Below are 24,668 nucleotides of genomic sequence, written 5' to 3' on the forward strand. Positions count from 1 at the left end.
ATGTAGGAGCGGATTTATCCGCGATGCGCCGCGCGGGCGGCGCTCGATCTCACAGGCGCTGAAGATGTTGTGGCAGGCATCTGGTAGCCCTGATGCCATCCAACCCAATGGCCAAGCCTGCTTACCTAAAACCCGATAAATGCGTAGTAGACCGGCGCCTCGGCAGTGGTTTGCAATCCCAGCGCCTGCAAGTCATCCACCAGCTCAGGCTGCTCCACGTGCAACGTCCACCGGGTCCCGGTCTCAGCTGGCTGCTGCGTCAGCGCCCCGACAAAGGCCGCCATCTCAGGCAGATAAGCGGTAAACCCATTGCCCTTGAGCGCGCTGGTGGTCATCCCCAACGCCTCGCAGATGGCCACCTTGGCCGAGATATCATCGCGATCCGCCTGCCGTGAAGCCTGCACCAGCGCCAGTAACGCCGGGTCCACCGGCAGTGCGCCATGGATCAGCTCGGGCCCTTGCTCCCAGGCTTCGGGCGGGCAGTCCTTGTTCTCCGGGCGCAGCGGAATATGCGGGTTGATCTCTACCGGATAGATGCGGCAGACCAGCGGTCGGCTTTCATAGATGGTGCACAGGTCGTTGTCGTCGAGGTTGCGACAGCGCCCCGGGTTGAACGCGGCAAAGGTCACCGAAACGCGTGCTTCGCTGCTGCCACAAGGCACCGGAAAAGAGCGGCGTAACACATGTTCGCGCTGCTCCACAGCCATGCCTGGCCCATCGGTCACGAAGGCTTCGATCAGCACGATCACCTGGCCACCGGCCGTCGCCCACTGCCGTGCCTCGTTCAAGGTCAGCGGCACGTGGTGGCCGGTGCAGCACTTGCCACAACCGGTACAGGCAAAACGCAGGCTGTCGTTCACTTCGCGTCAGGGTTCCATTCGCTGATGTAGGCCTGCTGCTGCTTGCGGTCGTACAGGCAGAGCTCGGTGCCGCTGCGTTGCTGCATGTGCTTCTGCGGATAAACCCCTTCGATCAGCAACGCACTGATACCGACCTGGTCATCGAATTCCGCTGGTTTGCCACGGGCGTGGGCATCTTTGAACTGGCTGGCCTTCAGGCAGGCCTTGAGCATCTGCTGGCGCTGCTCGTTCCAGGCCTGGTTGCTGGAGGCCTGGGCGACACCGCTGAACAGGGCGCAGGCGATCAGGAGAGAGCTGAAATACTTCATACGCGGTTCCGGCAAATCATCCGAGGGGCGCGAATTATGCCCGAGTCATCCCTGGCAGCACGCCAGGGAGTTTGTCGCTGAATATAACAACATGTGCTTCAGCGTTCGGCAAACACCACGGTACGCGCCGCCGTCACCAGGCAGTCGGTCAGGTCGGGCGAGGAGAATTTGGTGAGGATCGCATTGGCCCCGGCAAGCTTTGCCTTCTCGCTGCTCATGGCGCTGTCCAGCGAGGTGTGCAGCAGGACGTAGAGGTGCTGGAAGTCCGGTGTCTCACGCAGGGTGCGGGTGAAGGCATAGCCGTCCATCTCGGACATTTCGATGTCCGATACGATGATGTTGATCTCCTGCGCGGTGCCCTGCAGTTCCAGCAGCACGTTGATCGCATCCTTGGCGCTGCGTGCGGTGTGGCAGTCGATGCCGAGGTTGCGCAGGGTGTGCACCGATTGCTGCAGCGCAACCTGGCTGTCGTCGACCACCAGGATGTTGGCGGCGGCCAGCAGGCTGGCGTCTTCCTCGCTCAGCTCGCCTGGTTGTGGCTCCGGCTCAGGCGGGGCGATGCCGTGGATGACCTTTTCGATGTCCAGCACCTGCACCAGGGTGTTGTCGACCCGGGTCACGCCGGTGATGAACGAACGGTTGCCCGAGCCGAACGGCGGCGGCTTGATGTCGGTGCTCAGGCAGTGGACGATGCGGCTCACCGCCTGCACGTGCAGGCCCTGGCGCGAGCGGCTGATCTCGGTGACGATCAGGCAGCCGCCGTCCGGGTCCGCCAGCGGGCGTTCGCCGATGGCACGGGACAGGTCGATCACCGACAGCGAGTTGCCGCGCAAGGTCGCCACGCCTTTCACGTGCGGGTGCGATTCGGGCAGCTTGGTCAGCGGCGGACAGGGGATGATCTCGCTGACCTTGAGCAGGTTGATTGCCATCAGCTTGCCGCTGCGCAGGGTGAACAGCAGCAGCGACAGCGAGTCCGCGCGGGCATTTTGCGTGGCCATGGTGACCTTCGTGGGGAAACAGGGGATGCCGGGTTATCGGCTTGATCTGGCTGCGCTTTAGTGCCCGCATCAACGTATTGATCATGCATGCGACGCAAGGCCTTGTAGGAGCGGCCTTGTGTCGCGAAAGGGCTGCGTAGCAGCCCCAGCAATCGAAGCGTGATTGCTGAAATCCGGGGGCTGCTACGCAGCCCTTTCGCGACACAAGGCCGCTCCTACAGGCCTGTATTACCGTTCGCGCAGGGCTTCCCGGGCCCGGTTCAGGGGCTTGATCAGGTAATCGAGGATGGTCTTCTCACCGGTGCGGATGTCCACGGTGGCAATCATCCCGGGCACGATCGCGAAGTGCTTGCCAGCCTTGTTGGTCAGGCTGTCCTGCTCGGTGCGGATGAACACCCGGTAGTAGTAGATCTCCGGTTTCACCTCATCCTGCAGGGTATCTGGCGATATCCCGACCACCTTGCCGTCCAGCCCGCCATACACCGAGTAGTCATAGGCACTGATCTTGACCTTGGCTGCCTGGTCGGGGTGGATGAAGGCGATGTCCCGCGGGGCGATGCGTGTCTCGATCAGCAGGCGCTCGTCCATCGGCACGATCTTCATCACTTGCCCGCCGGGTTGCACCACGCCGCCCAGGGTGTTGACCTCGATGTCCTTGACGATGCCGCGCACCGGCGAGCGCAAGGTCAGGCGTGTCAGCGAGTCACTGCGCCCGCGGATCACCTCCGACAGGCTGTCGGCTTCGGCACTGGCCTTGGCCAGCTCTTCGCGCGCCCGCACCAGGTACTCGGAGCGTGCCTCGTTGGCTTTGAGTTCCAGCTCCGAGCGCTGGCGGTTCAGGCGGATCACTTCGACCCGGCTGGAGGCACCCATCTTGGCCAGGTTCTCGGTGATCTTCAGCTCTGCGCGCACCAGCCGCAGCGAGTCCTCGATACCGGCCAAGGTCTGCTCCAGGCCGCGGCGGCGGGTTTCGTACAGCGCTGTCTCGGCATCGATCAGCTCGGGCGAGTCACGCAGGCTCTCCGGGAAGCTCAGCGGCTTGCCAGTGACCTCGGCACGCAGGCGCGCCACGCTGGCCTTGGCCGCACGGTACTTGGCTTCGCTTTCGCCAACGCTGGAGGCGGTCTTGGTCGGGTCGAGCTGGGCAAGGACCTGGCCGCGTTCGACCAGGTCGCCTTCGGCCACGTTCATCTCGGCGACGATGCCGCCTTCGAACGACTGGATCACCTGCTCGCGTGAACTGGGGATCACCTTGCCGGTGCCGGTGGACACCTCAGTCACCTCGAACCAGGCTGCCCAGGCCAGAAACGCAGCAAGCATGATTGCGCAAGTCATGATGACGCGGCCGGCGCGCAGCACAGCCTGGTCGTCCTGGCCATCCAGGTAGGACGCGGGGAGTTCGTGGTTGCTCATGCATGCGCTCCTTGCAGCTTGGCCAGGGCGGCGTCGCGTTTGTCGTCGATGACGATGCGCCCGCCGTCCAGCACGATGATGCGGTCCACGCGCTGCAGCACGCTGAGGCGATGGGTGGCGATCACCAGGGTGCGGCCCTGGCAGAAGCGTTCGAGGTTATCCAGCAGCTTGCGCTCGGTGACGTCGTCGAGCGAGGCGGTGGGTTCGTCGAGCAGCAGCACCTGCGGTTGGCGCACCAGCAGGCGCGAGAGCACCAGGGCCTGGCGTTGCCCGCCGGACAGGCCCTGGCCGCCTTCGAGGATCAGGTGGTCGAGGCCCTTGGGCAAGTGGCGGACGAAGTCCAGCGCACCGGTGGCGGCCAGTGCAGCCACCAGTTCCTGGTCGCTGGCCTGGCCGGCACCGAGGGTGAGGTTTTCCCGCAGGGTGCCGTGGAACAGCCGGGCATACTGGGCCAGCAGGCCGACGTCACGGCGCAGGTCGGCCGGGTCGAGGTGGTTCATGGCGATGCCATCGAGGCTGACTTCGCCCTGGCTCAGGTCCATGGCACCGCCCAACGCCTGCAGCAGTGTCGATTTGCCGGCGCCGTTGCGCCCGAGCACGGCGATGCGTTCGCCGGGCTGGATGTCGAGCTGACCGATATTCAGCACCGGTGGGGCTTCGGGGCTGTAGCGGAAGTTGGCCTGGCGCAGCGCATATTCGCCACGGATCGCCGGCAAATGCACGCGGGCTTCGCCTTCAGGGTGATCGACCGGTGACTGCATCAGCTTGTCCAGCCCCTGCAGGGCCACCTTGGCTTGCTGCCAGCGGGTCAGCACATGGGTCAGCTGCGCCAGCGGCGCCATCATCCGCGACGACAGCATCGAGGCCGCCACCAGGCTACCGGTGGTGAGGTCACCGGCAATCACCATCGGCGCACCGATCACGATGACCACGGCAAATACCGCGCCCTGTACGTTCTGGGTCCAGGTTACCAGGCCGTTGGTCAGGGTACGCAAGCGCAGGTTGGTGTGCGCGCAGGCGGCGTTGTACTGGTTCCACTGGCGCTCGAAGCGCGCCTCGGCCTGCAGCGCCTTGATCTCGTCCAGGCCCTGGATGCTTTCCACCAGCATGGCGTTGCGCAGCGATGACTCGCGCATCGAGGCATTGGCCAGCACCGCCAGGCGCCGTTGCGCGAGCAGCCCCGGGATGACCATGGCCAGCAGCGCCACCAGCGGAATGAACACCAGTACCCCACCGATCAGCCAGAACACCAGCAGGAACAACAGGAAGAACGGCAAGTCGGCCAATGCCGTTGCGGTGCTCGAAGTGATCAGGTCGCGGATCGATTCAAGCTCGCGCAACTGGGAGATGAACGAGCCGGTGGATTTCGGCCGTGCCGAGTTGCGCAGGCGCAGCGCATGGCCGTAGACCAGGTCAGACACCCGCAGGTCTGCACGCTTGCCCAGCAGGTCGGTGACCTTCAACCTCAGCAGGCGCATGCTGAAGTCGAAAACCAGCGCCAGCACCACGCCACCGAACAGCACGTACAGGGTTGGCAATGACTCGGCGGGGATCACCCGGTCATATACCTGCATCGAAAACAGCACCCCGGCCAGGGCCAGCACGTTGGCCACCAGCGAGGCGACCATCACTTGACCGTACGGGCGCAGGTCGCGCAGCACGATGCGGGTGAACCAGTGGCGATCGTAGGGCGCGGTGTAGTCGTCGGTGCGCACATCGCGCAGCGGCCGTGCCGGGCGCATCAGTGCGACGCGGTTGATGCGCCCTTCGAGCGCATCGCGGGGCAGGCGCGAGGTCAGGCGCTGGTCGCCGGCGAAGACCACGGCCAGTTCGTTCTCCTCGGTCACCGCTTCGACCGTGGCCAGTTGGCCGTCGTCCAGTTCCAGCACCAGTGGCGTGCGCCACTGGCGCAGGGCCTTGGCGTCATAGCGCACGAAGCGCAAGGTCAGGCCGGCCTGGCGCGCCATGTGCCGGAGGATTTCATCCAGCGGGCGTGCATCCTCGACCGCTGCCAGGCGAATGCGCTGGGGCGAGACATCAAGGCGATAGTGATGGGCGACCTGCAACATCACTTCCAGCCAGGGCCCCAGGTCGGGCCGGTGCACCACCGCCTGCTCCGGGTTCTGCTCCTGACCGGCCTGGGTCAGCTTGACGGTATCGTTCATGGCTCGATTTCCACCCCTTGCAGGTTGCGCCCTTCCAGCCCGAAGGCGGTACGCAGGGCGCCGGAGTTGTACAGGCAGTCGACATCCAGGCGCAGCAGGTCAGAACGGGTGCCGGCGAGTTCGAAGCGTGACTGGTAGATCTCCTGCTCGGCGTTGAGCAGGTCGAGCAAGGGGCGGGTGCCCAGGTCCAGGTACTGCCGGCCGTACAGTTCACGTGCTTCCTGGATGCTGGTCTGGCGCGCTTCCAGCGCGTTCAGGCGCCGACCTAGCCCGGATGTTTGCGCCATGGCTTCGGCCAGGCCGCGGCGGGCCTGCAGGCGTGCGGCGTCTTCGGCGGAGTCCGCGGCGCTCAGGGCATGGCCAGCGGCGCGGCTGCGGGCGCTGATGGCACCGCCTTGGTAGATGGGCACTTCGACGTTCAGGTAGATGCCGGCCTGGGTGCGGTCCAGGCTTCGGTTGTCGCGGTTGTAGTCGTTGTCCAGGTAGTGATTGACCTGCGGTTGCAGCGACAGCGTGGGGTAGGCTTCGGCCTTGGCCTGGGCCAGTTCAGCCTGGGACTGGGCGCGCAAGGCCAGGGCCATCAGCACGGCCGGCAACCGGTCGCTACCGCCTGTGGAGCGTTTGCAGGCCTGGTTCAACTCCGGTGGCGACTCTTCGGCCAGGGCCGGCGGTGCCACCCGGCCAAGCAATTCGGCCAGGGTCGAACGCCAGCGTTCGTACTGCGACTGGTATTCCTCGAGGGTGGCGCGGGCGCCCTCCACCCGTGACTCGGCCTGGACCACATCGGAGCGGGTGCTGGCGCCCATGTCGCTGCGCTGGCGAGCCATGCTGGCAATGTCACCGACGCCACGGATCTGGTCGCGGGCAATCACCATCAGCTGTTCATAGCGGCGGGTTTCGATCCAGGCGTAGGCGGTGTCACGGGCGAGGTCGTCGACCACCAGCAGGATATTGGCCTGGGCTCGGGTAGCGGCGGCCTGGGCGGCACTGACGGCATTGTCGACCTTGCCGAAGTCGTAGAGCATCTGCTTCAGCGACAGGTTCAGCGCCTGGCTGCTGCGGTCGCCGCCGTAGCCGGTGTCATAGCCGGTGCGGATACCGCCGGAAATCTGTGGGTAGTAGCCGGCACGGGCGACGTTGATGCCTTCGCCCTGTTTGTACAGGTTGCCGACTGCTTCTGCGATGCTTGGATGCCACTGCGCGGCGGTGAGCACCGCCTCGGCCAGCCCCAGCCGGTCGCTATTGCTGGCGGCCTGGCCGGAAGGTGGGCGGGCGGGAATGGCTTCGGGCGCGTCGCGCATCAAAGACGGCCCGATGGTACGCAGCCTGGGATCTATGTCATCGGCTGCCTGGGCAACCGGGGTGAGGTTCAACACCAGGAGCCCGAAGGCTCCCAGCCACAGCGGTGACAGCGGACTGCTTCGCTTCACGTAATTCCCTTACTGCTGTTCTCCCTTGCCGCCGGGCGGAGTGCCCGGCGGAGTGCAGCGGCCTCAGACGACATGGATGCTGTTCTGCACCCAGAGGTGGTGACTTGGATCTTCCTGGGCCGTGTATTGGTTATAGTCGATACCTTCGACAGTTTGGTTTCCGACCAGGGTCCAGTTGTCTGTCATGTGCACTGAGTCTTTGTCATCCCCCTTGATGATCAGCGTGTCGTTGCCGGTTTCGGTGATTGCCACCACGTCCGCCAGGTTGAGGGTCAGCGCCACCGCACTGGTGTGGTTGAGGTCGATCACTTCGATGTTGTGGATACGTTCGGCCAGGGTGCCCAGGTCGATGCTGGCATCGCCGCCGCCCCACAGCAGGGTGTCGGTACCGGTGCCGCCATCGACGCTGGCGAAGTTCTGGTCGACCACTTCGAGGATGTCGTTGCCAGCGCCGCCCTCCAGGGTGATGTGCCCACCGTGGCTGCCGACCAGGTGGTCGTTGCCATCGGTGCCGGCGAGCACTTCGCTGGACGCGGTAGCGGCGACACTGGCCAGCGCCACGCTGTCGTCAGCGGTGTCGGCCACCAGCGCGGAGAAGCTGGTGATGCTGGCGGCGTTGTCCAGGTTGACGGTGAGCGTGGCGGTGTCGGTGGTGCCGTTGGGGTGGGTCAGTTCGTAGGTGAAGGTATCGTGCTGGCCGATCACCGCGGAGGTCAGCCCGCTGTTGAGGGTGTAGGTATAGCTGCCGTCCGCGTGCACCAGCAGCGTGCCATAGGTACCGGCCACGCTGACCCCGTTGTAGCCAGGGATGGTGAAGGTGTTGGCGGCCGTCAGCACACTCAGTACGGTCAGTGCCGAGCCCAGGTTGTCGGTACCGGCAGGGTCGGTGATCAGGTTGCCGCTGGCCACCGTGGCACTGCTGACCACGAACTCGGTGAGGTGCGTGGTGGTGGTGTTGAGGCTGGTGGTGATCGAGCTGGCCAGGCCGATGCCGCCGGCGCTGACCACGATGTGGTAAGTGCCGGCGCCCTGATTCTGGAAGGTATAACCCGCACCGCCTCCAAGCAGGCTGATCAGCGAGCCGCCGTTGACCGTCTCCACCAGCACGTATTGGCCGGTGGCCGGGTTGAGCTTGAGCAGCTGGATGGTGGTGCCGTTGAGCAGGCCCAGCAGGTTGGTGGAGTTGAGCACCACTTGCAGGTTGGCCGTGGTGTCGGCGGCCACCGTGGTGGTGTAGGTGGCCGAGCGCGAGCCGATCAGCGGCAAACTCAGCGAGCCAAGGGTGGCGCTGCTGCTATCGACCCGGTTGGCCAGGGTGATGTGGCTGCTGTCGATGTCATTGACCGCATCCACCACGGTGGCCGGTGCGCCCAGGTTGCTGTCGTTCCAGATCTCCGTGGCCTGCGGGCTGTCGATGCGCACGTAGAGATTGGCGGTGGCAGTCAGCCCGTTCGGGTGCACCAGCTCATAACTGAACACATCGACCTTGCCGACGCTCGACGGGCTGCCGCTTGGCGTGTACGTGTAACTGCCGTCGGCATGGATAACCAAAGTGCCGTACTGGCCCTGCACCGTGGTCCCTGCACCGCTGGCCGCCGTCACGTAGGTACCGTTGATCAGCACCTTCAACACGGCGCCGCTGTCCGGGCCAAGGGCGTCGACCACGCCATTGGTGCCGGGGTCGGTGATGACGTTACCCGAGGTGGCGGTGCCGCTGCCGGTGAACTGGGTAAGGCTGCTGGCCTCGATGTCCAGGCTGGTGGTGACCTGGGTCACCAGGCCGATGCCGCCGCTGGCTACGGTCAGTCGGTAGTCGCCGGCCTGCAGCTTGCCGATGTCCACCTGCAGGCCCAGCGGCAACACGATCAGGTCGAGCAGCCCTTGGGTGTTGCCGGTGGCGATCGTCACCCAGGCGCCGGCAGCGTTCTTCACCTGCAGGGTGAATGTGGAGTTGTTGAGCAGCGCCAGCACGCTGTTGGTGGTCAGTGTCAGGGTCGGGTCGACCGTGGTGCCGGCCGCCACCGTCCAGGTGTAGGTCTTGCTGAAGCCCGACAACAGGGTGGTAAAGCTGTCGGTGTAGGTGGTGGTGGCGGTGACCGGTGCCAGGTTGACGGTGGCGGTAGCCAGGTTGTTGCTGGCGATGACCGGAGCATTGGCGTCGATGTCCGGCGCAGTGATGTTGACGTTGCCGGAGACATTGTTGCGTGGGTCGGTCAGGGTCACCGACAGCACCTGGCCGTTGTCCTGGGCCGGGCTCAGGGTGACGGTAAAGGTGCCGTTCGGCTGCACCACGGCGGTTTGCAGCACAGTGCCGGCGGCACTGCGCACGGTCACCGTGGCGCCGACCTCGCCGGTGCCGGTGAGGGTGGTGCCGTCGCTGCTGATCACCAGGTTGCTGGCGTTGGCCGGCGGGGTCAGGTCTGGGGCGGTCAGCGCCGTGGCGGTGGAGGTGTTGCCGGCGGCATCGGTGAGGGTGACGGTCAGCGCCTGGAAGTTGATTTGCGCTGTGCTCAGGCTGACCACGTACTGGCCGTTGCTGCCTACCGTGGCAGTGCCAAGGACGGTGCCGGCACTGTTGCGTACGGTCACCGTGCTGCCGATCTGGCCCGAGCCGCTGACCGAAGTGCCGTTGGCGTTGATGGCGGCCACTGGCGCGGTCGGCGGGGTGGTGTCCGGTGCGGTGATGCCGGTGCTGCCAGACTGGTTGCCAGCCGCGTCGGACTGGCGCACCACCAGTGCCTGGCCATCGTTCTGTGCGCTGGTCAGGGTGATACTGAAGGTGCCGTTGGGCTGGACGATGGCGCTGCCGAGGGCGCCGCCGGGGCCTTGCACGGTTACGGTCGCCCCCGGCTCGCCGCTACCGGTGAGCACGGTGCCAGCGCCGTTGATGACCAGGTTGGTCGGCGCCAGCGGGGCCTGGGTGTCCGGCGCCGTGTAGTTGGTGGTTCCAGACACATTCAGTGCGGCATCGGCCTGGCTCAGGCTCAGCACCTGGCCGTTGAGCTGGGCACCGTTGAGGTTGATGCTGAATGCGCCAGCGCCGTTGACCAAGCCGCTGCCGAGCACATTGCCGCCCGCATCGCGCACGGTCACCGTGGCCCCGGCTTCACCGGTACCGGTCAGCACCAGGCCGTTGGCCGACAGCCCGGTGACCACCGGGTTTGCCGGTGGAGTGATATCGGCAGCGGTGACGAACACCGGTTGCGATTCACCCCCGAGCAGCGACACCGATGTCACCGAGAGGTGTTGCCCATTGAGCTGGGCGGCGCTCAGGGTAATGCTGAAACCACCATTGCCGATGTTGGCCGAGCCGCTGCCGATCAGGTTGCCGGCGGCATCGTAGACGCGGATCGAGGTGCCGGCGGCGGCGGTGCCTGTGAGGGTCAGGCCATTGGCGGCCAGCGTAACGTTGACCGGTGGCTCTGGCGGTGGCACCAGCGGCGTGACATAGCTGGCCACTGCCGAGGTGTTGTTGGCGGCATCGGTCTGGGTCACCGCCAGGGTGGCCGCCGAACCGGGTGCAGGTAAGAGGCTGATCGAGAAGTTGCCGCCACTGTCGACCTGGCCGGTGCCGATGACCTGGCCGCCGAAGCTGACCGTTACGGTCGCGCCAGCTTCACCACGCCCGGTAAGGATGTCGTAGGTGTTGCTGATGGCGAGGTTGGTGACAGCAGCGGGCGGTGAGGTGTCGGCGGTCTGGTACTCGGCCGGCAGTGAGATGTTTCCGGCGCTGTCTGTGGACGTCACGGTCAGCAGCTGGCCATTGTTCTGCGCCGGGCTCAGGGTGACGGTGAACTCGCCGCCTGCCGGTACCGTGACGGTGCCGACCACGGTGCCGGCAGGGTTGCGTACGGTGATGGTGGAGCCCACTTCACCACTGCCGGTGAGCAGCGTGCCGTTCCCGGTCAGGGTAAGGTTGCCGGGCTGCACCGGCGGGGTCAGGTCGGGCGCGGTCAGTTGCAGAGGCGCGGACGGGTTGCCGGTGGCGTCCTGGGCGATCACGGTCAGCACCTGGCCGTTGATCTGCGCGGCGTTCAGGTTGAGCACGAAGGCACCGTCGGGGTCGATGGTGCCTTGGCCGACCAGGTTGCCCTGGCTGTCCATCACGGTGACCTGCGCGCCAGCCTCACCGGTACCGATCAGTTGCGTACCGCTGCCGTTGAGGCTGGCGACCACGGTGGCCGGCGGTGTGATGTCGATGGCGGTCACCGAGCTGATCGGCGAGACGTTGCCACTGGCATCGGTCAGGGTCACGTGCAGGAGCTGACCGTTGAGCTGTGCCGGGCTCAGGTTGACCACGAAGGTACCGTTCGCTCCCACCGTGGCCGTGCCGATTTCGGTAGTGCCGGCGAACACGCGCACGGTGCTGCCGGCTTCACCGGTACCGCCGAGCTGGTCGCCGGCGGCGTTGAGCCGCAGGCCGAGTGCCGCATCGGGCGGCGTCAGGTCTGGAGCATTGACCGTGACGGGTTGGCTGATGTTGCCGGGTGGGTCGGCCTGTTGAACCGACAGCACCTGCTGGTTGATCTGCGCAGGGGTGAGCTCGACGCGGAAGCTGCCGTCGGCGAGCACCGTGGTGGTGCCCAGCTGCACACCGGCAGCGTTGTTCACGGTGACTGTCGCACCGGGCTCACCGCGGCCACTGACCACACTGCCGTCGGCGTTGATGACCACATTGGTGAGGATGTCTGGCGGTGTGAAGTCCGGGGTTTGCAGCGTGGCTGTTGCCGACACGTTGCCGGCAACGTCGGTCTGGGTGAGGCTGAGCTGCTCGGCGTTACCCAGGGCTGGGTTGAGGGTCAGGGTGAAGTGGCCGCTGGCGTCGACGAGGGCCGTGCCGATCTGCTGGCCGGCCGGGTTGGTCACGGTCACCGTGGCACCGGCCTCGCCACGCCCGGTAATGGTCGCACCGTCGCTGGCAATGGCCAGTTCGGTGGGCGCAGCCGGTGGCGTGGTGTCAGGCGCGGCGATGCTGGTGGCATTGGACTGGTTGCCGGCGGCATCGGTCAGCACCACTTGCAAGGCCTGGCCGTTGGCCTGTGGTGGGTTGAGGGTGACCTGGAAACTGCCGTTGCTCATCACCGTGGCGGTGCCTAGCACGGTGCCGTCGGCAGCGACGACTTTTACGGTGGCATTGGCTTCGCCGGTCCCGTTGAGCAGGCTGCCGCCAGCGGCAAACGCCAGGTTGCCCGGCGCATCCGGTGCAGTGATGTCTGGCGCGGTGAGGGTGACGCTGTTGGATTCGTTGCCGGCAGCGTCAGTTTGCGCGGCGCTGAGTCGTTCACCGTTGACCTGCGCGGCGGCGAGGTTGAGGCTGAAGTTGCCATCGGCGCCGACCACGGCGGTGCCCAGTTCGGCCCCACCACTGCCGAGCACGGTCACGGTGGCACCTGGCTCGCCGCGGCCGGTAAGCACCAGGCCGTCGTTGGACAACGCCAGGTTGCTCAGCGGTTGTGGCGCAGTGGTGTCCGGTGCCTGCAGGTCGGCTGGCAGCGAAGCGCTGCCATCGGTCCCTACCGCAGTGACTTGCAGCAGCTCACCGTTGGCCTGGGCGCTGCCCAGGTTGACGGTGAAGTTGCCGTCGTTGCCGACCGGCGCGGAGCCCAGTAACACGCCACCCGGGCCGTAGACGTTGACTGTGTTGCCCGGCGCGGCGCTACCGGTGACGACCAGGCCATTGGCGGAAAGCACCAGATTATCGGGTGCATCAGGCGCCAACTCACCCGGCGCGGTGACGGTTTGGGCCGGCGAGGCATTTTGTGCCGCGTCGGTCTGCACCACGCTGAGGTTTTCGCCGGTGGTGGCAGCCGGTGCAAGCGTCACGGTGAAACGCCCGTCGCTGCCCACCGTGGCGGTGCCCAGCGAAGAGCCGCCTGGTGCGCGTACGGTGACGGTGGCACCCGCTTCGCCAGTGCCCGTCAGGGTGGTGCCATCGGGCGACACCGCCAGGTTGGCGACGGCCGCTGGTGGTGTGGTATCGGCAGCGGTATAGGGCGCGGCTGGCGATACGTTGCCTGCCGCATCGGTGGCCGTCACCTGCAAGGTCTGGCCGTTGGTCTGGGCACTGCTCAGGGTGACCTGGAAGGTGCCATTGGCGTTGGCCACGGCGGTGCCGAGTACAGTGCCTGCTGCGTCGCGCACGGTGACTGTACTACCGGCCTCGGCACTGCCGTTCAGTTGCAGGCCAGTAGCCGCCAACGCCAGCGTGGTGGGCGCTGCCGGTGGGGTGTGATCCGGTGCGATGACAGCGACGGCGGTCGACGTGTTGTTGCTGGCGTCTGTCTGGGTCACGCTCAGGTGCTGTGCATTGATCTGCGCGCTGGTGAGCGAGAGGGTAAAGCTGCCATTGGCAGCCACCAGGCCGGTGCCGATGATGGTGCCGTCCGGGCCGCGCACGGTGACGGTGGCGCCGGCTTCGCCAAGGCCGGTCAAGGTCACGCCATTGTTGTTGAGCACGACATTGGTCAATGCGTCAGGCGGGGTGAGGTCTGGTGTGGCGACGTCCACGGCCGGCGAAACATTGCCAGCGGCATCCAGCTGGCTGACGCCAATGGCTTGGCCAGTGGTTTGCGGGGTGTCGAAGGTGACGGTGAAGCGGCCATCGGCGCCTACGACGGCGGTGCCTAGCACCGTGCCGGCGGCGTTGCGTACCTGCACCGTGGCGCCGACTTCACCGCTGCCAGACAGTTGCCGGCCGTCAGAACTGAGCAGCAGGTTGCTCACTGCTGCTGGTGGTGTGCGGTCCGGGGTTGCCAGGCTGGCCGGGCCGGACACGTTGCCGGCAGCGTCGCTGAGGGTGACCTGCAGCGCACTGCCGGTGGTTTGCGCGCTGGGCAGAGTGATCTGGAACTGGCCGCTCTGGTTGACCGTGCCGGTGGCCAGGATTGCGCCACTGGCATCACGTACGGTCACCAGCGCGCCTACTTCGCCTTGGCCGCTGACCACGGTGGCGGCGCTGTTCAGGCTCAGGCCGGTGGCGGCATCCGGGGCTTGCAGGTCGGGGGCCTGCACCGTGGCGGCCAGCGAGACGTTACCGGCAGCGTCGGCCTGGGTGATGGTGAGGTTCTGTGCGTTGGTCTGCGCGGGTACCAGGGTAACGTTGAACAGGCCATTGCTGCCCACGATGCCTGTGCCCACCACGGTGCCACTGGCATCGGTCACGGTCACGGTCGCGCCCACTTCGCCATGGCCGGAGACCGTGCTGCCGCTGCGGTTGATGACAGGCTGGGTTGGCGCGTCGGGTGGGGTGGTGTCCGGCGCCACGATGGTGGCAGGCACCGACGGGTTGCCGCCGGCCGAAGCGCGGGCACTGACGCTCAGGGTCTGTGCGTTGAGCTGGGCATTGGCGAAGAAGATGCGGAAGAAGCCGTCGCTGCCGACCGTGCCAGTGCCCAGCGTGGTGCCGCCGGAAGTGACAGTGATCAGTGAGCCAACGGTGCCTTGACCTGTCAGCAGGAAACCGTCGGCACTGATGGCAAGGTTGCTCGGAGCAGCGAGCTCGCTGCCACTGGGCCCGTTCACGGTGATGGCGGTTTCGTTGTTGCCGCTGTCATGGACCACCAGCTGCACGCTGTCGCCAGAAGCCAGCGGCGGGGTGACCTGGACCACGAAGGTCCCGTCCGGGCCGACCGTGGCAGTACCCAGCTCGTTACTGCCATCGCGCACGATGACCGTGGTGCCAGGTTCGGCGGTGCCGCTGATGGTGCCGCCATCGGGGCTGACGGCGATGCCCGTGGCCGGTGCGGGCGGAGTGCTGTCTATTGCGCTGACGCTGGTGGGCTCGGTGCCGTTGCCCGCAGCATCGGTAACCACCACGGTCACCGTCTCGCCGTTGAGCAGGGCGGGCGCCAGTGGCACGCTGAAACTGCCGTCGGGGTTGACCGCCACAGTGGTTTCGACGCCAGTCGCGCTGATCACGGTGACCGAAGCTGCGCCGGGTGCGTTGCCTGTGAGCGCGAGGCCATCGGGGGTGATTGCCAGGTCCGTAGGCTGCGCGGGCGCAGTCAGGTCCGGTGCGGTAGCCTGGGCGGCGCCGGAAGCGACCCCGTGCGTGTCGGTCTGGGTGATGTCGAGGGTCTGGCCGTCCAGTTGCGGTGGGTTCAACGCCACACTGAAGTTGCCGCTGGCCGGCACCACCACGCTGCCCAGCAGATCGCCTGCAGCGTTGCGCACCTCCACGGTCGCGCCGGCTTCGCCGGTACCTTGCACAAGCGTGCCGTTGGCGCTCACCTGCACGTTGCCCGGGGCGGCCGGGCCGCTGGTATCGTCAGCGGTGAAGGGCGCCGAAGGCGAGATGTTGCCGGCGGCGTCGATAAGCAGGACCGACACGGTTTCGCCGCTGGTCTGCGCGGGCGTCAGGGTGATGCTGAACGTGCCGTCCTGATCAACGACGCCGCTGCCGAGCAGTTGCCCGGCCGTATCAAGCACTTGCACGGTAGCGCCAGGCTCACCCTCGCCCGTGAGTGTGATGCCATTGGCGCTCAAGCCCAGGTTTTGGGCTGGCGCGGGGGCTTCGAAGTCGCTGGCGGTCACGGTGTTGGCCGGGGAAGGGTTGCCACCACCGTCGGTCTGGATCACGGTCAGGGTCTGGCCGTTGAGTTGCGGTGGGTCGATGGTCACGCGGAAGCTGCCATCGGCTTCCACCGTGGCGGTGCCGAGGACGACACCGCCGGCGCCGGTGACTTGCACCTGCGCGCCGGGCTCGCCATTACCGGTGAGTTGCGTACCGTTGCTGGACAGCGCCAGGCCGCTGGTGATGGCCGGCGGTGTGCTGTCGGGCGCTGGCAGATCGACGGCAGCCGACACGTTGCCGGTTGGGTCGCGTTGCTCGACGGTAAGCGCCTGGCCGTTGTTCTGCGGTGTGGCGAGGGTAACTTCGAAGTTGCCATTGCCGCCCACAACGGCAGTGCCGAGGACGCTGCCATCGGGGGCGCGTACGGTCACGGTGGCGCCAGGTTCGCCGGTGCCGCTGACCGTGGTGCCAGTGCCGTCGATGATCGGTGTGCCGACGGTTTGCGGTGGGGTGGTGTCTGGTGCGGTGAACGTGACCGGCCCGGCGCTGTTGCCTTGGCTGTCGGCGGCCTCGACCGACAGGCTTTCACCATTGCGCTGCGGCTGGTTGAGGGTGACGTCGAAACGCCCGTCGGCGCTGACGGTGGTGGTGCCCAGCACGGTGCCGTCCGCCGCGCGCACGGTGATGATCGACCCGGCCTGGCCCTGGCCGGTCAGGTGCAGGCCCGTGCTGTCGACGGCCAGCCCGGCAGGTTGCAGCGGGCCGTCCAGGTCGGGCGCAGTGAGGGTGGCGGTAGAACTATTGCCGGCAGCGTCACGCAGTACCACGTCAAGTTGCTGGCCATCGGTTTGTGGCGAATTGAGGGTAACGGTGAAGGTGCCATTGGCACCGACCACGCCAGTGCCCAGTACGTCACCCTGCGCGTTGGTGACCTGCACCGTGGCACCGGCCTCGCCACGACCGGTCAAGGTCAGGCCGTCGGCACCCAGTTGCAGGTCGCTGGCTTGGTTCGGCGGGGTGATGTCCGGGGCAAGGATCTGAGCTGGCAATGAACTGTTGCCATTGGCGTCGATGGCCACCACGTCGAGCAGTTCGCCATTGGCCTGGGCCGGGTTGAGGGGGATGGTGAAGGTGCCATCGTTGCCCACCTGCACGCTGCCGATCACCGTGCCGTTGGCATCGTGCACTTCCACCCGGCTGCCCACCGGGGCGGTGCCGCTGATGGACGCGCCGTCGACGGCCAGCACCAGCCCGGCAGGGCCTTCCGGTACGGCAGCGTTGGGGATGATGACGGTGAGTGGTAGCGAAGGGTTGCCGGCGGGGTCGGTTTGCACCAGTACGATGGACTCACCGGCGCTGACCGGGCCGTCGAGGTTGATCAGGAAGGTGCCGTTGGCTGATACCACGCCAGTGCCGATGACGGCACCGTTCGCACCCTGTACTTCCACCGTGGCGCCCGGTTCGCCGCGGCCACTGATGACCAGGCTGCCATCGCCCACTATCACGTTGCTGATGAGCGCCGGCGCAGTGGTGTCCGGTACGGTGAACTCAAGCGGCGCAGAGGTATTGCCGGCGGCATCGGTGACGCTGATGGCCAGGTGTTCGCCATCGGCCTGCGCCGGGTTGAGGGTGAGGCTGAAGCTGCCATCCGGGCCGACGATGCCCCTGCCGATCAGGTTGCCGTCGGTGTCGCGCACTTCGACCCGGGCGCCGGGCTCGCCCCTGCCGGTGAGCGTTACGCCATTGCTCAGGGAGAGCTCGGTGGGTTGCCCCGGGGCCTGCAGGTCAGGGGCTGTCAGCGGGCTTGACGTCGAGACGTTGCCAGCTGCATCGGTCAGGGTGACCTGCAGCGCCGAGCCATCGGTCACTGGCGAGGTCAGTTGCAGGGTGAAACTGCCGTCCGGCTGGACGGTGCCGGTGCCTACCACCTGGCCTTGATCGTTGAGCACAGTGACCGTGGCGCCAACCTCGCCACGGCCCGAAACGGTACGGCCATCGCCACTGATGACCAGGCCGCTGGCGGGCAGCGGTGGGGTTGTGTCACCGCCGCCGGTGTCGACATCCGGGGCGGTGACGCTGCCCACGCTGGAGGTGTTTCCGGCAGCATCGGTAGCTGTGACCTGCAGCTGCTCCCCGTCAACTTGAGGTGGAGCGAGGTTGATGCTGAACTCACCCGACGTGCCGACCACGACGCTGCCGAGCACCGTGGTGCCATCGGCCGCCAGCACGCGCACGGTACTGCCAGGCTCGGCACGGCCTGTGACCACGCTACCGTCGGAGCTGACGGCAAGGTTGGACGGTGCGGCCGGTGGGGTGATGTCCGGGGCGTCGAACTGCAGGGGCGGGGAGATGTTGCCAGCGGCGTCGACCAGGCGAACATCCAGTACTTCACCGTTGGCCTGGGGCGGGGTCAGGGTGACGTCGAAGTTACCATCGGCACCGACTACGCCGCTACCGATCAGGTTGCCGGCTGCATCGCGCACTTGCACGGTGGTGCCGGGTTCGCCGCGGCCTGTGAGTTGCTGGCCAGCCTGGCCGATCGCCAGGTCGGTCGGGGCATCCGGTGGCGTGGTATCGGGCGGGTTGCCGACACCGTCATCCGGAGCGGTGATGGCAGTGGCACCGGAGGCGTTGCCGGCCGCGTCGGTGGCTGTTACTTGCAAGGCCTGGCCGTCGGTCTGCGGCGGCTGCAAGGTGACGCTGAACTGGCCGTCGGCACCGACCACGGCACTGCCCACAACGGCGCCTCCGGCACCGCGCACCTGCACGGTCGAGCCCGGCTCGGCGCGGCCGGTGAGGGTGTTGCCTTGCTCGTTGATCGCCAGATCCGTCGGTGCTGTCGGCGCAGTGATGTCCGGTGCGGTGACTGCACCAGGTTGCGAGGTGTTGCCTGCCGCATCGGTCAGCGAGACGCCGAGGTTTTCGCCATTGGCCTGTGGGGTGTTGAGGGCGACATCGAAGCTGCCGTCGGCATTCACCGTGCCGGTGCCGATCAGGTTGCCTGCGGAATCGAACACATTCACCCTGGCGCCCGCTTCACCGCGCCCACTCAGGCGCAAGCCGTCAGGCGAGACCAGCAGGTCGATGGGCGTGGCTGGCGCTGTGGTGTCGCCAGGTTCGCTGCCACCACCACCACCGCCGCCGCCGCCACTGCTGTTTGCCGCTGCTGCCACGCCGCCGACGCCCAACAGGCTGAGGCCGGCGATTGCAAAGGTCGAGGTCTCGGCGCCGGCGACACCGATTCCGGCCACCAGCTCGTCAAGCGAGGCCACTTCGTCGAAGGTGAAGCCGGTGAACGCCGCCGTGTCATAGTTGGCGTGCCACAGGGTGCCGTCTTCGCCGACGAAAACCATGTCGCTGCCAACACCTGCCTGGTCCACGGCAAAGAAGTTGCCGACGGTGACCTTTTCTCCGGATTTGAGCGTGACGATCAGGTCCTGGCCACGCCGGGTGACGGTCGCCACCTGGTCGGGGGCGACGGGCATCTGCACGACGCCTGGGCTGTTGAGGGTGATGTTGCCCCAGGCATTCTGGGTGGCTACGGCGGATTGCTTGTCGGCGACGACGATGTTGTCCATGTGTGCTCCCTGCTGGTTTTCGCTACGCGGGATCGACTTTCGTGATCTTTGGCTGGCGCAACTCGGCCGTCTGACGGAACGTGTCGCGCGCAGCGTGGCCGTGAAACAGCCGCGTAACTGGAGATTAGGGAGATATAGCAGCCCAGCAGATTGCCACCAGATGGCTTTACGGATAGTCCTTTAGTAAATGTGGCTCAGCGAAGCCCCAGGCGACGAGCCAGGCGGCTCAGGTTGGCACGGTCCAGGCCCAGCTCGCGGGCCGCTGCGGCCCAGTTTTCCTGATGGCGATGCAGGCAGGCATCGATTACCTGGCGCTGGTAATCGTCCACGGCTTCGCGCAGGCCGCCCGCGGGCATGGGCGCTGTGGCCAGTGTGGCATCAGCCTGGGTGGCAACTGTTGCAGGCTGGGCGGCGCGCAGGTCGAGGTCGCTGGCTTCCAGGGTCAGGATCCGTGGGCGCTCCGGGTGCTGGCCCATGGCCTTGAGGGCCGAGCGACCGATCAAGTGTTCGAGCTCGCGCACGTTACCCGGCCAGTCATATGCCAGCAGTGCTGCCTGCGCGTCGCTGCTCAGCCTAAGGCTGTTCAAGCCAAGGCGTGATCGGTTCTGTTCGAGGAAGTAACCGGCAAGAAGCACCACATCACGCCCACGCTCGCGTAATGGCGGTACCTGTAGCGGGTATACGCTCAGGCGATGGTAAAAGTCGGCGCGGTAGTTGCCTTCGCGTACCTCGGCGGCCAGGTCGCGGTTGGTGGCAGCGATCAGGCGTACATCGACACGGTGTTCGCGGTCAGAGCCCAGGCGTTGCAGCTGGCCGCTCTGCAGTACACGTAGCAGCTTGGCTTGAACGGTCAACGGCAATTCGCCCACTTCATCGAGGAACAGCGTGCCGCCATTGGCCAGCTCGAACTTGCCGCGGCGTTCGCCGTGAGCGCCAGTGAATGCACCACGCACATGGCCGAACAGTTCGCTTTCCACCAGGGTTTCGGGGAGGGCGGCGCAGTTGAGGCTGACCAATGGCTTGTTTGCGCGGTTGCTGGCCTGGTGCAGGGCCATGGCCACCAGCTCCTTGCCGACGCCGGTCTCGCCGGTGATCAATACCGTCAGGTCGCTACCGCCAACCAGGCGGATTTCCTCCAGCAGCCGTTTGTGCGCCGGGCTCTGGCCGATCAGTTCCTTGTCCTGGCCGCTGGCCTGGCGGTACACCTCGGCGCGCTGATGCTCGTCCTCTGCGCGCAGGGCCAGGTGCTCGATGCGCTCGGCCACGGTCACGGTGGCGGCGGCCAGGCTGGCGAAGGCCTGCAAGGCGTCCAGCTCCAGGGTCTGGAACTGGCCGGGGGTGAGGGCGTCGAGGGTTACCAGGCCCCACGGGCGCTCATCAACCATCAGTGGGCAGCCCATGCAGTCGTGCACTTCAAGGTCGGCGTCAGGGGCGTTGACCAGGCCATCGTAAGGGTCGGGCAACTCGGAGTCGCTGGCAAAGCGTGTCGGTTCCCGGCGGCTGAGCAGGATCTGGAAACGCGGGTGCTCACTGACCTTGAAGCGACGGCCCAAGGTGTCGGGCGACAGCCCATCGACGGCCAACGGCACCAGCCATTCGCCATCCAGGCGCAGCAGCGCGGCGGCATCGCAGGGCAGCAGCCCGCGCATGGCCTGCAGCAAGCGGCGGTAGCGCTCCTGGTCGGGCAGATCGCGGGACAGGTCACTGACCAGCGGCAGCAAGGTAGTGAGCAATGGCTTTGTAGTCATATGGACTCCTGTAGGTCAATTTGACTATACGCTTGGTCAGGTCAATTTGACATGGTATTCGCCAACACCCTGATTTCATTGGCGAAATAGTTGGCACGATTGCTGTAATTACAAGGGCAACCTTTTCAAGCCTCAGGCTCAGGAGTTGTCGCAAATGCTTAATGCCGAACAACGTGCAATCATCAAAGCCACTGTCCCCCTGCTGGAAACCGGTGGTGAAACCCTGACCACCCATTTCTACAAGATGATGCTCAGCGAGTACCCAGAGGTACGCCCGCTGTTCAACCAGGCCCACCAGGCCAGTGGCGACCAGCCGCGGGCGCTGGCCAATGGCGTACTGATGTATGCCCGGCACATCGACCAGCTTGAACAGCTCGGTGGCCTGGTCGGCCAGATCATCAACAAACACGTTGCCCTGCAGATCCTGCCGGAACACTACCCGATCGTCGGCAGCTGCCTGCTGCGAGCCATCGAAGAAGTGCTGGGCAAGGAAATCGCCACGCCTGAGGTCATCGCCGCCTGGGCCGCTGCCTATGGCCAGTTGGCCGACATCCTCATCGGTGCCGAAGAAAACCTCTATAAACAGAAGGAAGAGGCCGCCGGCGGCTGGCGCGGAACCCGCGAGTTCCGCTTGGTCCGTCGTGAGCAGGAAAGCAGCGAGATCACCTCGTTCTACTTTGCCCCGGTGGATGGCCAGCCAGTACTCAAGGCCGAACCTGGCCAGTACATCGGCCTGAAGCTGTTCATCGACGGTGCCGAGCAGCGCCGCAACTACTCGCTGTCGGCCCTGTGCAACGGCCAGGGGTACCGCATCAGCGTCAAGCGCGAGGAGGGCGGCAAGGTCTCCAACTACCTGCATGATGAGCTTGTGGTTGGCGACTCCCTGCAGCTGTTCCCGCCAGCGGGTGACTTCACCCTGGCGGCCAGCGACAAGCCGTTGGTGCTGATCAGCGGTGGTGTTGGTATCACCCCGACCCTGGCGATGCTCGAAGCGGCCCTGCAGACCCAGCGCCCGGTGCATTTCATCCACTGCGCACGTAACGGTGCGGTGCACGCGTTCCGCGACTGGGTCGATGGCCTGGCCGAGCGCCACCCGCAGCTCACGCGCTTCTACTGCTATGCCGAGCAGGAGGGGGCGCAGAAGGCCGATGCGGTTGGCCTGCTGAGCCAGGACTTACTGGGTGAGTGGCTGCCGCGCGAGCGTGATCTGGACGCCTACTTCCTCGGGCCAAAAGGCTTCATGGCAACGGTCAAGCGCCAGCTGAAGGGCCTGGGTGTACCAGAGCAGCAGAGCCGTTACGAGTTCTTCGGGCCGGCGGCTGCCCTGGAATGACTGTTGTCGGCGCGGCGTATATATAAGGAAAGATGAAGGGTGCCACGGCACCTTTCATCTTTAATCCTCCTTTAATCACTGTATCCTTCACTCCCGGGTGTCGAGGGGCTTGCCCCTGCGCGGCGCCCGGGCAGCCGCTTTTTTACCGGCCGACGTTGAACCGACGTTACAGCAGCCGGTCTCAGCATCTCCGGATAGCCCTGCGCAGAGCTGTCTCGCCGCCACCTCGACACGCTAATGGGCCATGCCTGCGTGTAGAATTGCACGCAGGCGGGCGGACCACGCTGCCATCTATCCATCGAAGGAATCGGCAATGAACGAACAATCCTTGCGCCTGAACCGCGAACGGCGCTTTCTGGTGCTGCTGGGGGTGATTTGCCTCGCCCTGATCGGCGGTGCGCTGTACATGCAGGTGGTACTGGGCGAGGCACCTTGCCCGCTGTGCATCCTGCAACGCTACGCCTTGCTCTTTATAGCCATCTTCGCGTTCATTGCCGCCGCCATGCCCGGGCGTCGCACCCTGACCCTGTTCGAGGGCCTGGTGGTGCTCAGCGCAATTGGCGGAATCATTGCGGCTGGCAACCATGTGTATATACTCGCCAACCCCATGGTCAGTTGCGGCATCGATACCTTGCAGCCGATCGTCGACGACCTGCCCCTGGCCAAGCTCTGGCCGCTTGCGTTCCAGGTCGACGGCTTCTGCAGCACGCCGTACCCGCCGATCCTCGGTTTGTCGCTGGCGCAGTGGGCACTGGTGGCGTTCGTCCTGACCGCCATCCTGGTACCGTTCGGCATCTACCGCAACCGGCGCCAGTCTTAGACATAAGTCCCGATTTCGGTGTGGTCTTTTGCACCGGATGAGAAGAGCGAAAAGTCCTCTCCCGCTTGATCCAGATCAACCTCAAAGCCTTGCGAAATGCGGGTTTGAGGGCTAACAAGCGGGGTGCGACAAACTGTCGCGAAGTTGATTTGTAGAGCGCTATTGTTACAGATTCTGTAAAGGACTGTTGCTCAATAAGTCATAGTCAAGGGTTTGCGACCTATCTACAATCGCCCCCAATTTCCGTTCGGCACTGCTTGCGAGTCGCAGGATTGAAGGAAGCCCCAGCGCTCCTTTTTGCTGACTTCGTCAAGTTTCGCCCAACGGCGATACCGGGCGGACCCCCCTCCGCGTTTTCCCGCACCAAATGGACTTGGTCTGAAGTACAGGCCTGTTGCCTACGAAACCATAAGCACCGCTAACCCGCTTTTCGCCAAGGTCCTGCAGTCAGACCAGGGCAGGAGCGAGTACGGGCGCGACATGCCGCACTTGGCAGGACGAAGTGTTGGCTACCAAAACACAAATTGCATTGAAGCAAGCTGATCTAGAGGTCGTGAGATGAGTAAAAAGCGTTACCCCAGACTGTTTGGCATATTGCCCTTTTTAGGCATGCTTTTACTCAGTGGGTGCAACTGGACCCTGCTCGACCCGAAAGGTCAGGTCGGCATTGAGCAAAAGAACCTGATCCTGATCGCTACCGGCCTGATGCTGCTGGTGGTCATTCCGGTCATCATCATGACCGTGGCGTTCGCCTGGAAGTACCGTGCTTCCAACAAGGCTGCCACCTACACCCCAGACTGGTCGCACTCGACCAAGATCGAAGCCGCGGTGTGGATCATCCCGATCATCATCATCATCGCCCTGGGTTACGTCACCTACAAGTCGACCCACAAGCTGGACCCGTACCGTCCGCTTGATTCGGACGTGAAGCCGATTCAGATCGACGTGGTCGCACTGGACTGGAAATGGCTGTTCATCTACCCGGAACAGGGCATTGCCACGGTCAACAAGATCAACTTCCCGGCTAACACCCCGGTCAACTTCCGCGTCACCTCCGACGCCGTGATGAACTCGTTCTTCATCCCGGGCCTGGGTGGCCAGATCTACGCCATGGCCGGCATGACCACCAAGCTGCACCTGATCGCCAACGAAAACGGCGAATTCGACGGTATCAGTGCCAACTACAGCGGCGCTGGCTTTACCGGCATGAAATTCAAGGCCACTGCAACCTCCCAGGAAGACTTCGACAAGTGGGTCGCCGAGGTCAAGCAGTCGCCACTGAAACTGGGCAAAGCCGAGTACGAAGCTCTGGCCAAGCCTAGCGAATACAACCCAGTCGCGCTGTACAGCGAGGCACCAGCAGAGCTGTTCCAGACCATCGTCGACAAGTACGAAGGCATGAACCGCGGCAAGCCGGTCCACGAAGAAGCAGGCAGCAAAGATCTGGCCACAACCAAGGGTGTGGAATCGAGTATGCAACCAGCTGCCGGTGCAGAGGAGTAA

At 65.4% G+C, this 24,668-nt stretch carries 11 protein-coding genes; 3 read left to right on the top strand and 8 right to left on the bottom strand.

The annotated features are described in order from the left end of the window. Positions 1 to 125: 125 nt before the first annotated feature. From H040_RS02185 to norR, 8 genes are all read right to left on the bottom strand, one after another. A complete protein-coding gene (locus tag H040_RS02185; RefSeq protein ID WP_027920320.1) occupies positions 126 to 860 on the bottom strand; it encodes a YkgJ family cysteine cluster protein in 735 nt (244 codons plus the stop codon). Next, on the bottom strand, positions 857 to 1,168 hold the full coding sequence (locus H040_RS02190) for a hypothetical protein (RefSeq protein ID WP_027920319.1): 312 nt from the start codon (positions 1,166 to 1,168) through the stop codon (positions 857 to 859). The genes H040_RS02185 and H040_RS02190 overlap by 4 nt, the downstream gene beginning before the upstream one ends. Before the next feature lie 98 nt (positions 1,169 to 1,266). Then, positions 1,267 to 2,166 carry a chemotaxis protein gene (locus H040_RS02195; RefSeq protein ID WP_027920318.1) on the bottom strand — a complete coding sequence of 300 codons (900 nt, stop codon included), beginning with the start codon at positions 2,164 to 2,166 and terminating at the stop codon, positions 1,267 to 1,269. Between the two features lie 228 nt (positions 2,167 to 2,394). After that, positions 2,395 to 3,579: an HlyD family type I secretion periplasmic adaptor subunit gene (locus H040_RS02200; RefSeq protein ID WP_027920317.1), complete on the bottom strand. Its 1,185-nt coding sequence runs from the start codon at positions 3,577 to 3,579 to the stop codon at positions 2,395 to 2,397. After that, complete coding sequence (locus H040_RS02205; RefSeq protein WP_027920316.1) at positions 3,576 to 5,744, bottom strand: type I secretion system permease/ATPase; 2,169 nt, start codon at positions 5,742 to 5,744, stop codon at positions 3,576 to 3,578. The genes H040_RS02200 and H040_RS02205 overlap by 4 nt, the downstream gene beginning before the upstream one ends. Next, entirely contained in the window at positions 5,741 to 7,174 is a 1,434-nt protein-coding gene (locus tag H040_RS02210) for a TolC family outer membrane protein (protein ID WP_027920315.1), read from the bottom strand. The genes H040_RS02205 and H040_RS02210 overlap by 4 nt, the downstream gene beginning before the upstream one ends. A 63-nt stretch (positions 7,175 to 7,237) precedes the next feature. Continuing rightward, a complete protein-coding gene (locus H040_RS02215; protein ID WP_027920314.1) occupies positions 7,238 to 19,264 on the bottom strand; it encodes a BapA/Bap/LapF family large adhesin in 12,027 nt (4,008 codons plus the stop codon). Positions 19,265 to 19,458: 194 nt separating this feature from the next. Further along, a complete protein-coding gene (gene norR / locus H040_RS02220; protein WP_027920313.1) occupies positions 19,459 to 21,012 on the bottom strand; it encodes a nitric oxide reductase transcriptional regulator NorR in 1,554 nt (517 codons plus the stop codon). Positions 21,013 to 21,166: 154 nt separating this feature from the next. Here norR and hmpA point away from each other — a divergent pair, with 154 nt between their 5' ends. The 3 genes from hmpA to cyoA all read left to right on the top strand — a co-directional run bounded on the left by hmpA (position 21,167) and on the right by cyoA (position 24,668). Further along, complete coding sequence (gene hmpA, locus H040_RS02225) at positions 21,167 to 22,345, top strand: NO-inducible flavohemoprotein (protein ID WP_027920312.1); 1,179 nt, start codon at positions 21,167 to 21,169, stop codon at positions 22,343 to 22,345. Between the two features lie 313 nt (positions 22,346 to 22,658). Then, entirely contained in the window at positions 22,659 to 23,165 is a 507-nt protein-coding gene (locus H040_RS02230) for a disulfide bond formation protein B (protein ID WP_027920311.1), read from the top strand. A gap of 558 nt (positions 23,166 to 23,723) precedes the next feature. Continuing rightward, positions 23,724 to 24,668, top strand: a complete 945-nt coding sequence (gene cyoA, locus H040_RS02240) for a ubiquinol oxidase subunit II (protein ID WP_027920310.1) — start codon at positions 23,724 to 23,726, stop codon at positions 24,666 to 24,668.

Source organism: Pseudomonas sp. URMO17WK12:I7 (genome assembly GCF_003269045.1).
Lineage (GTDB): Bacteria > Pseudomonadota > Gammaproteobacteria > Pseudomonadales > Pseudomonadaceae > Aquipseudomonas > Aquipseudomonas putida_J.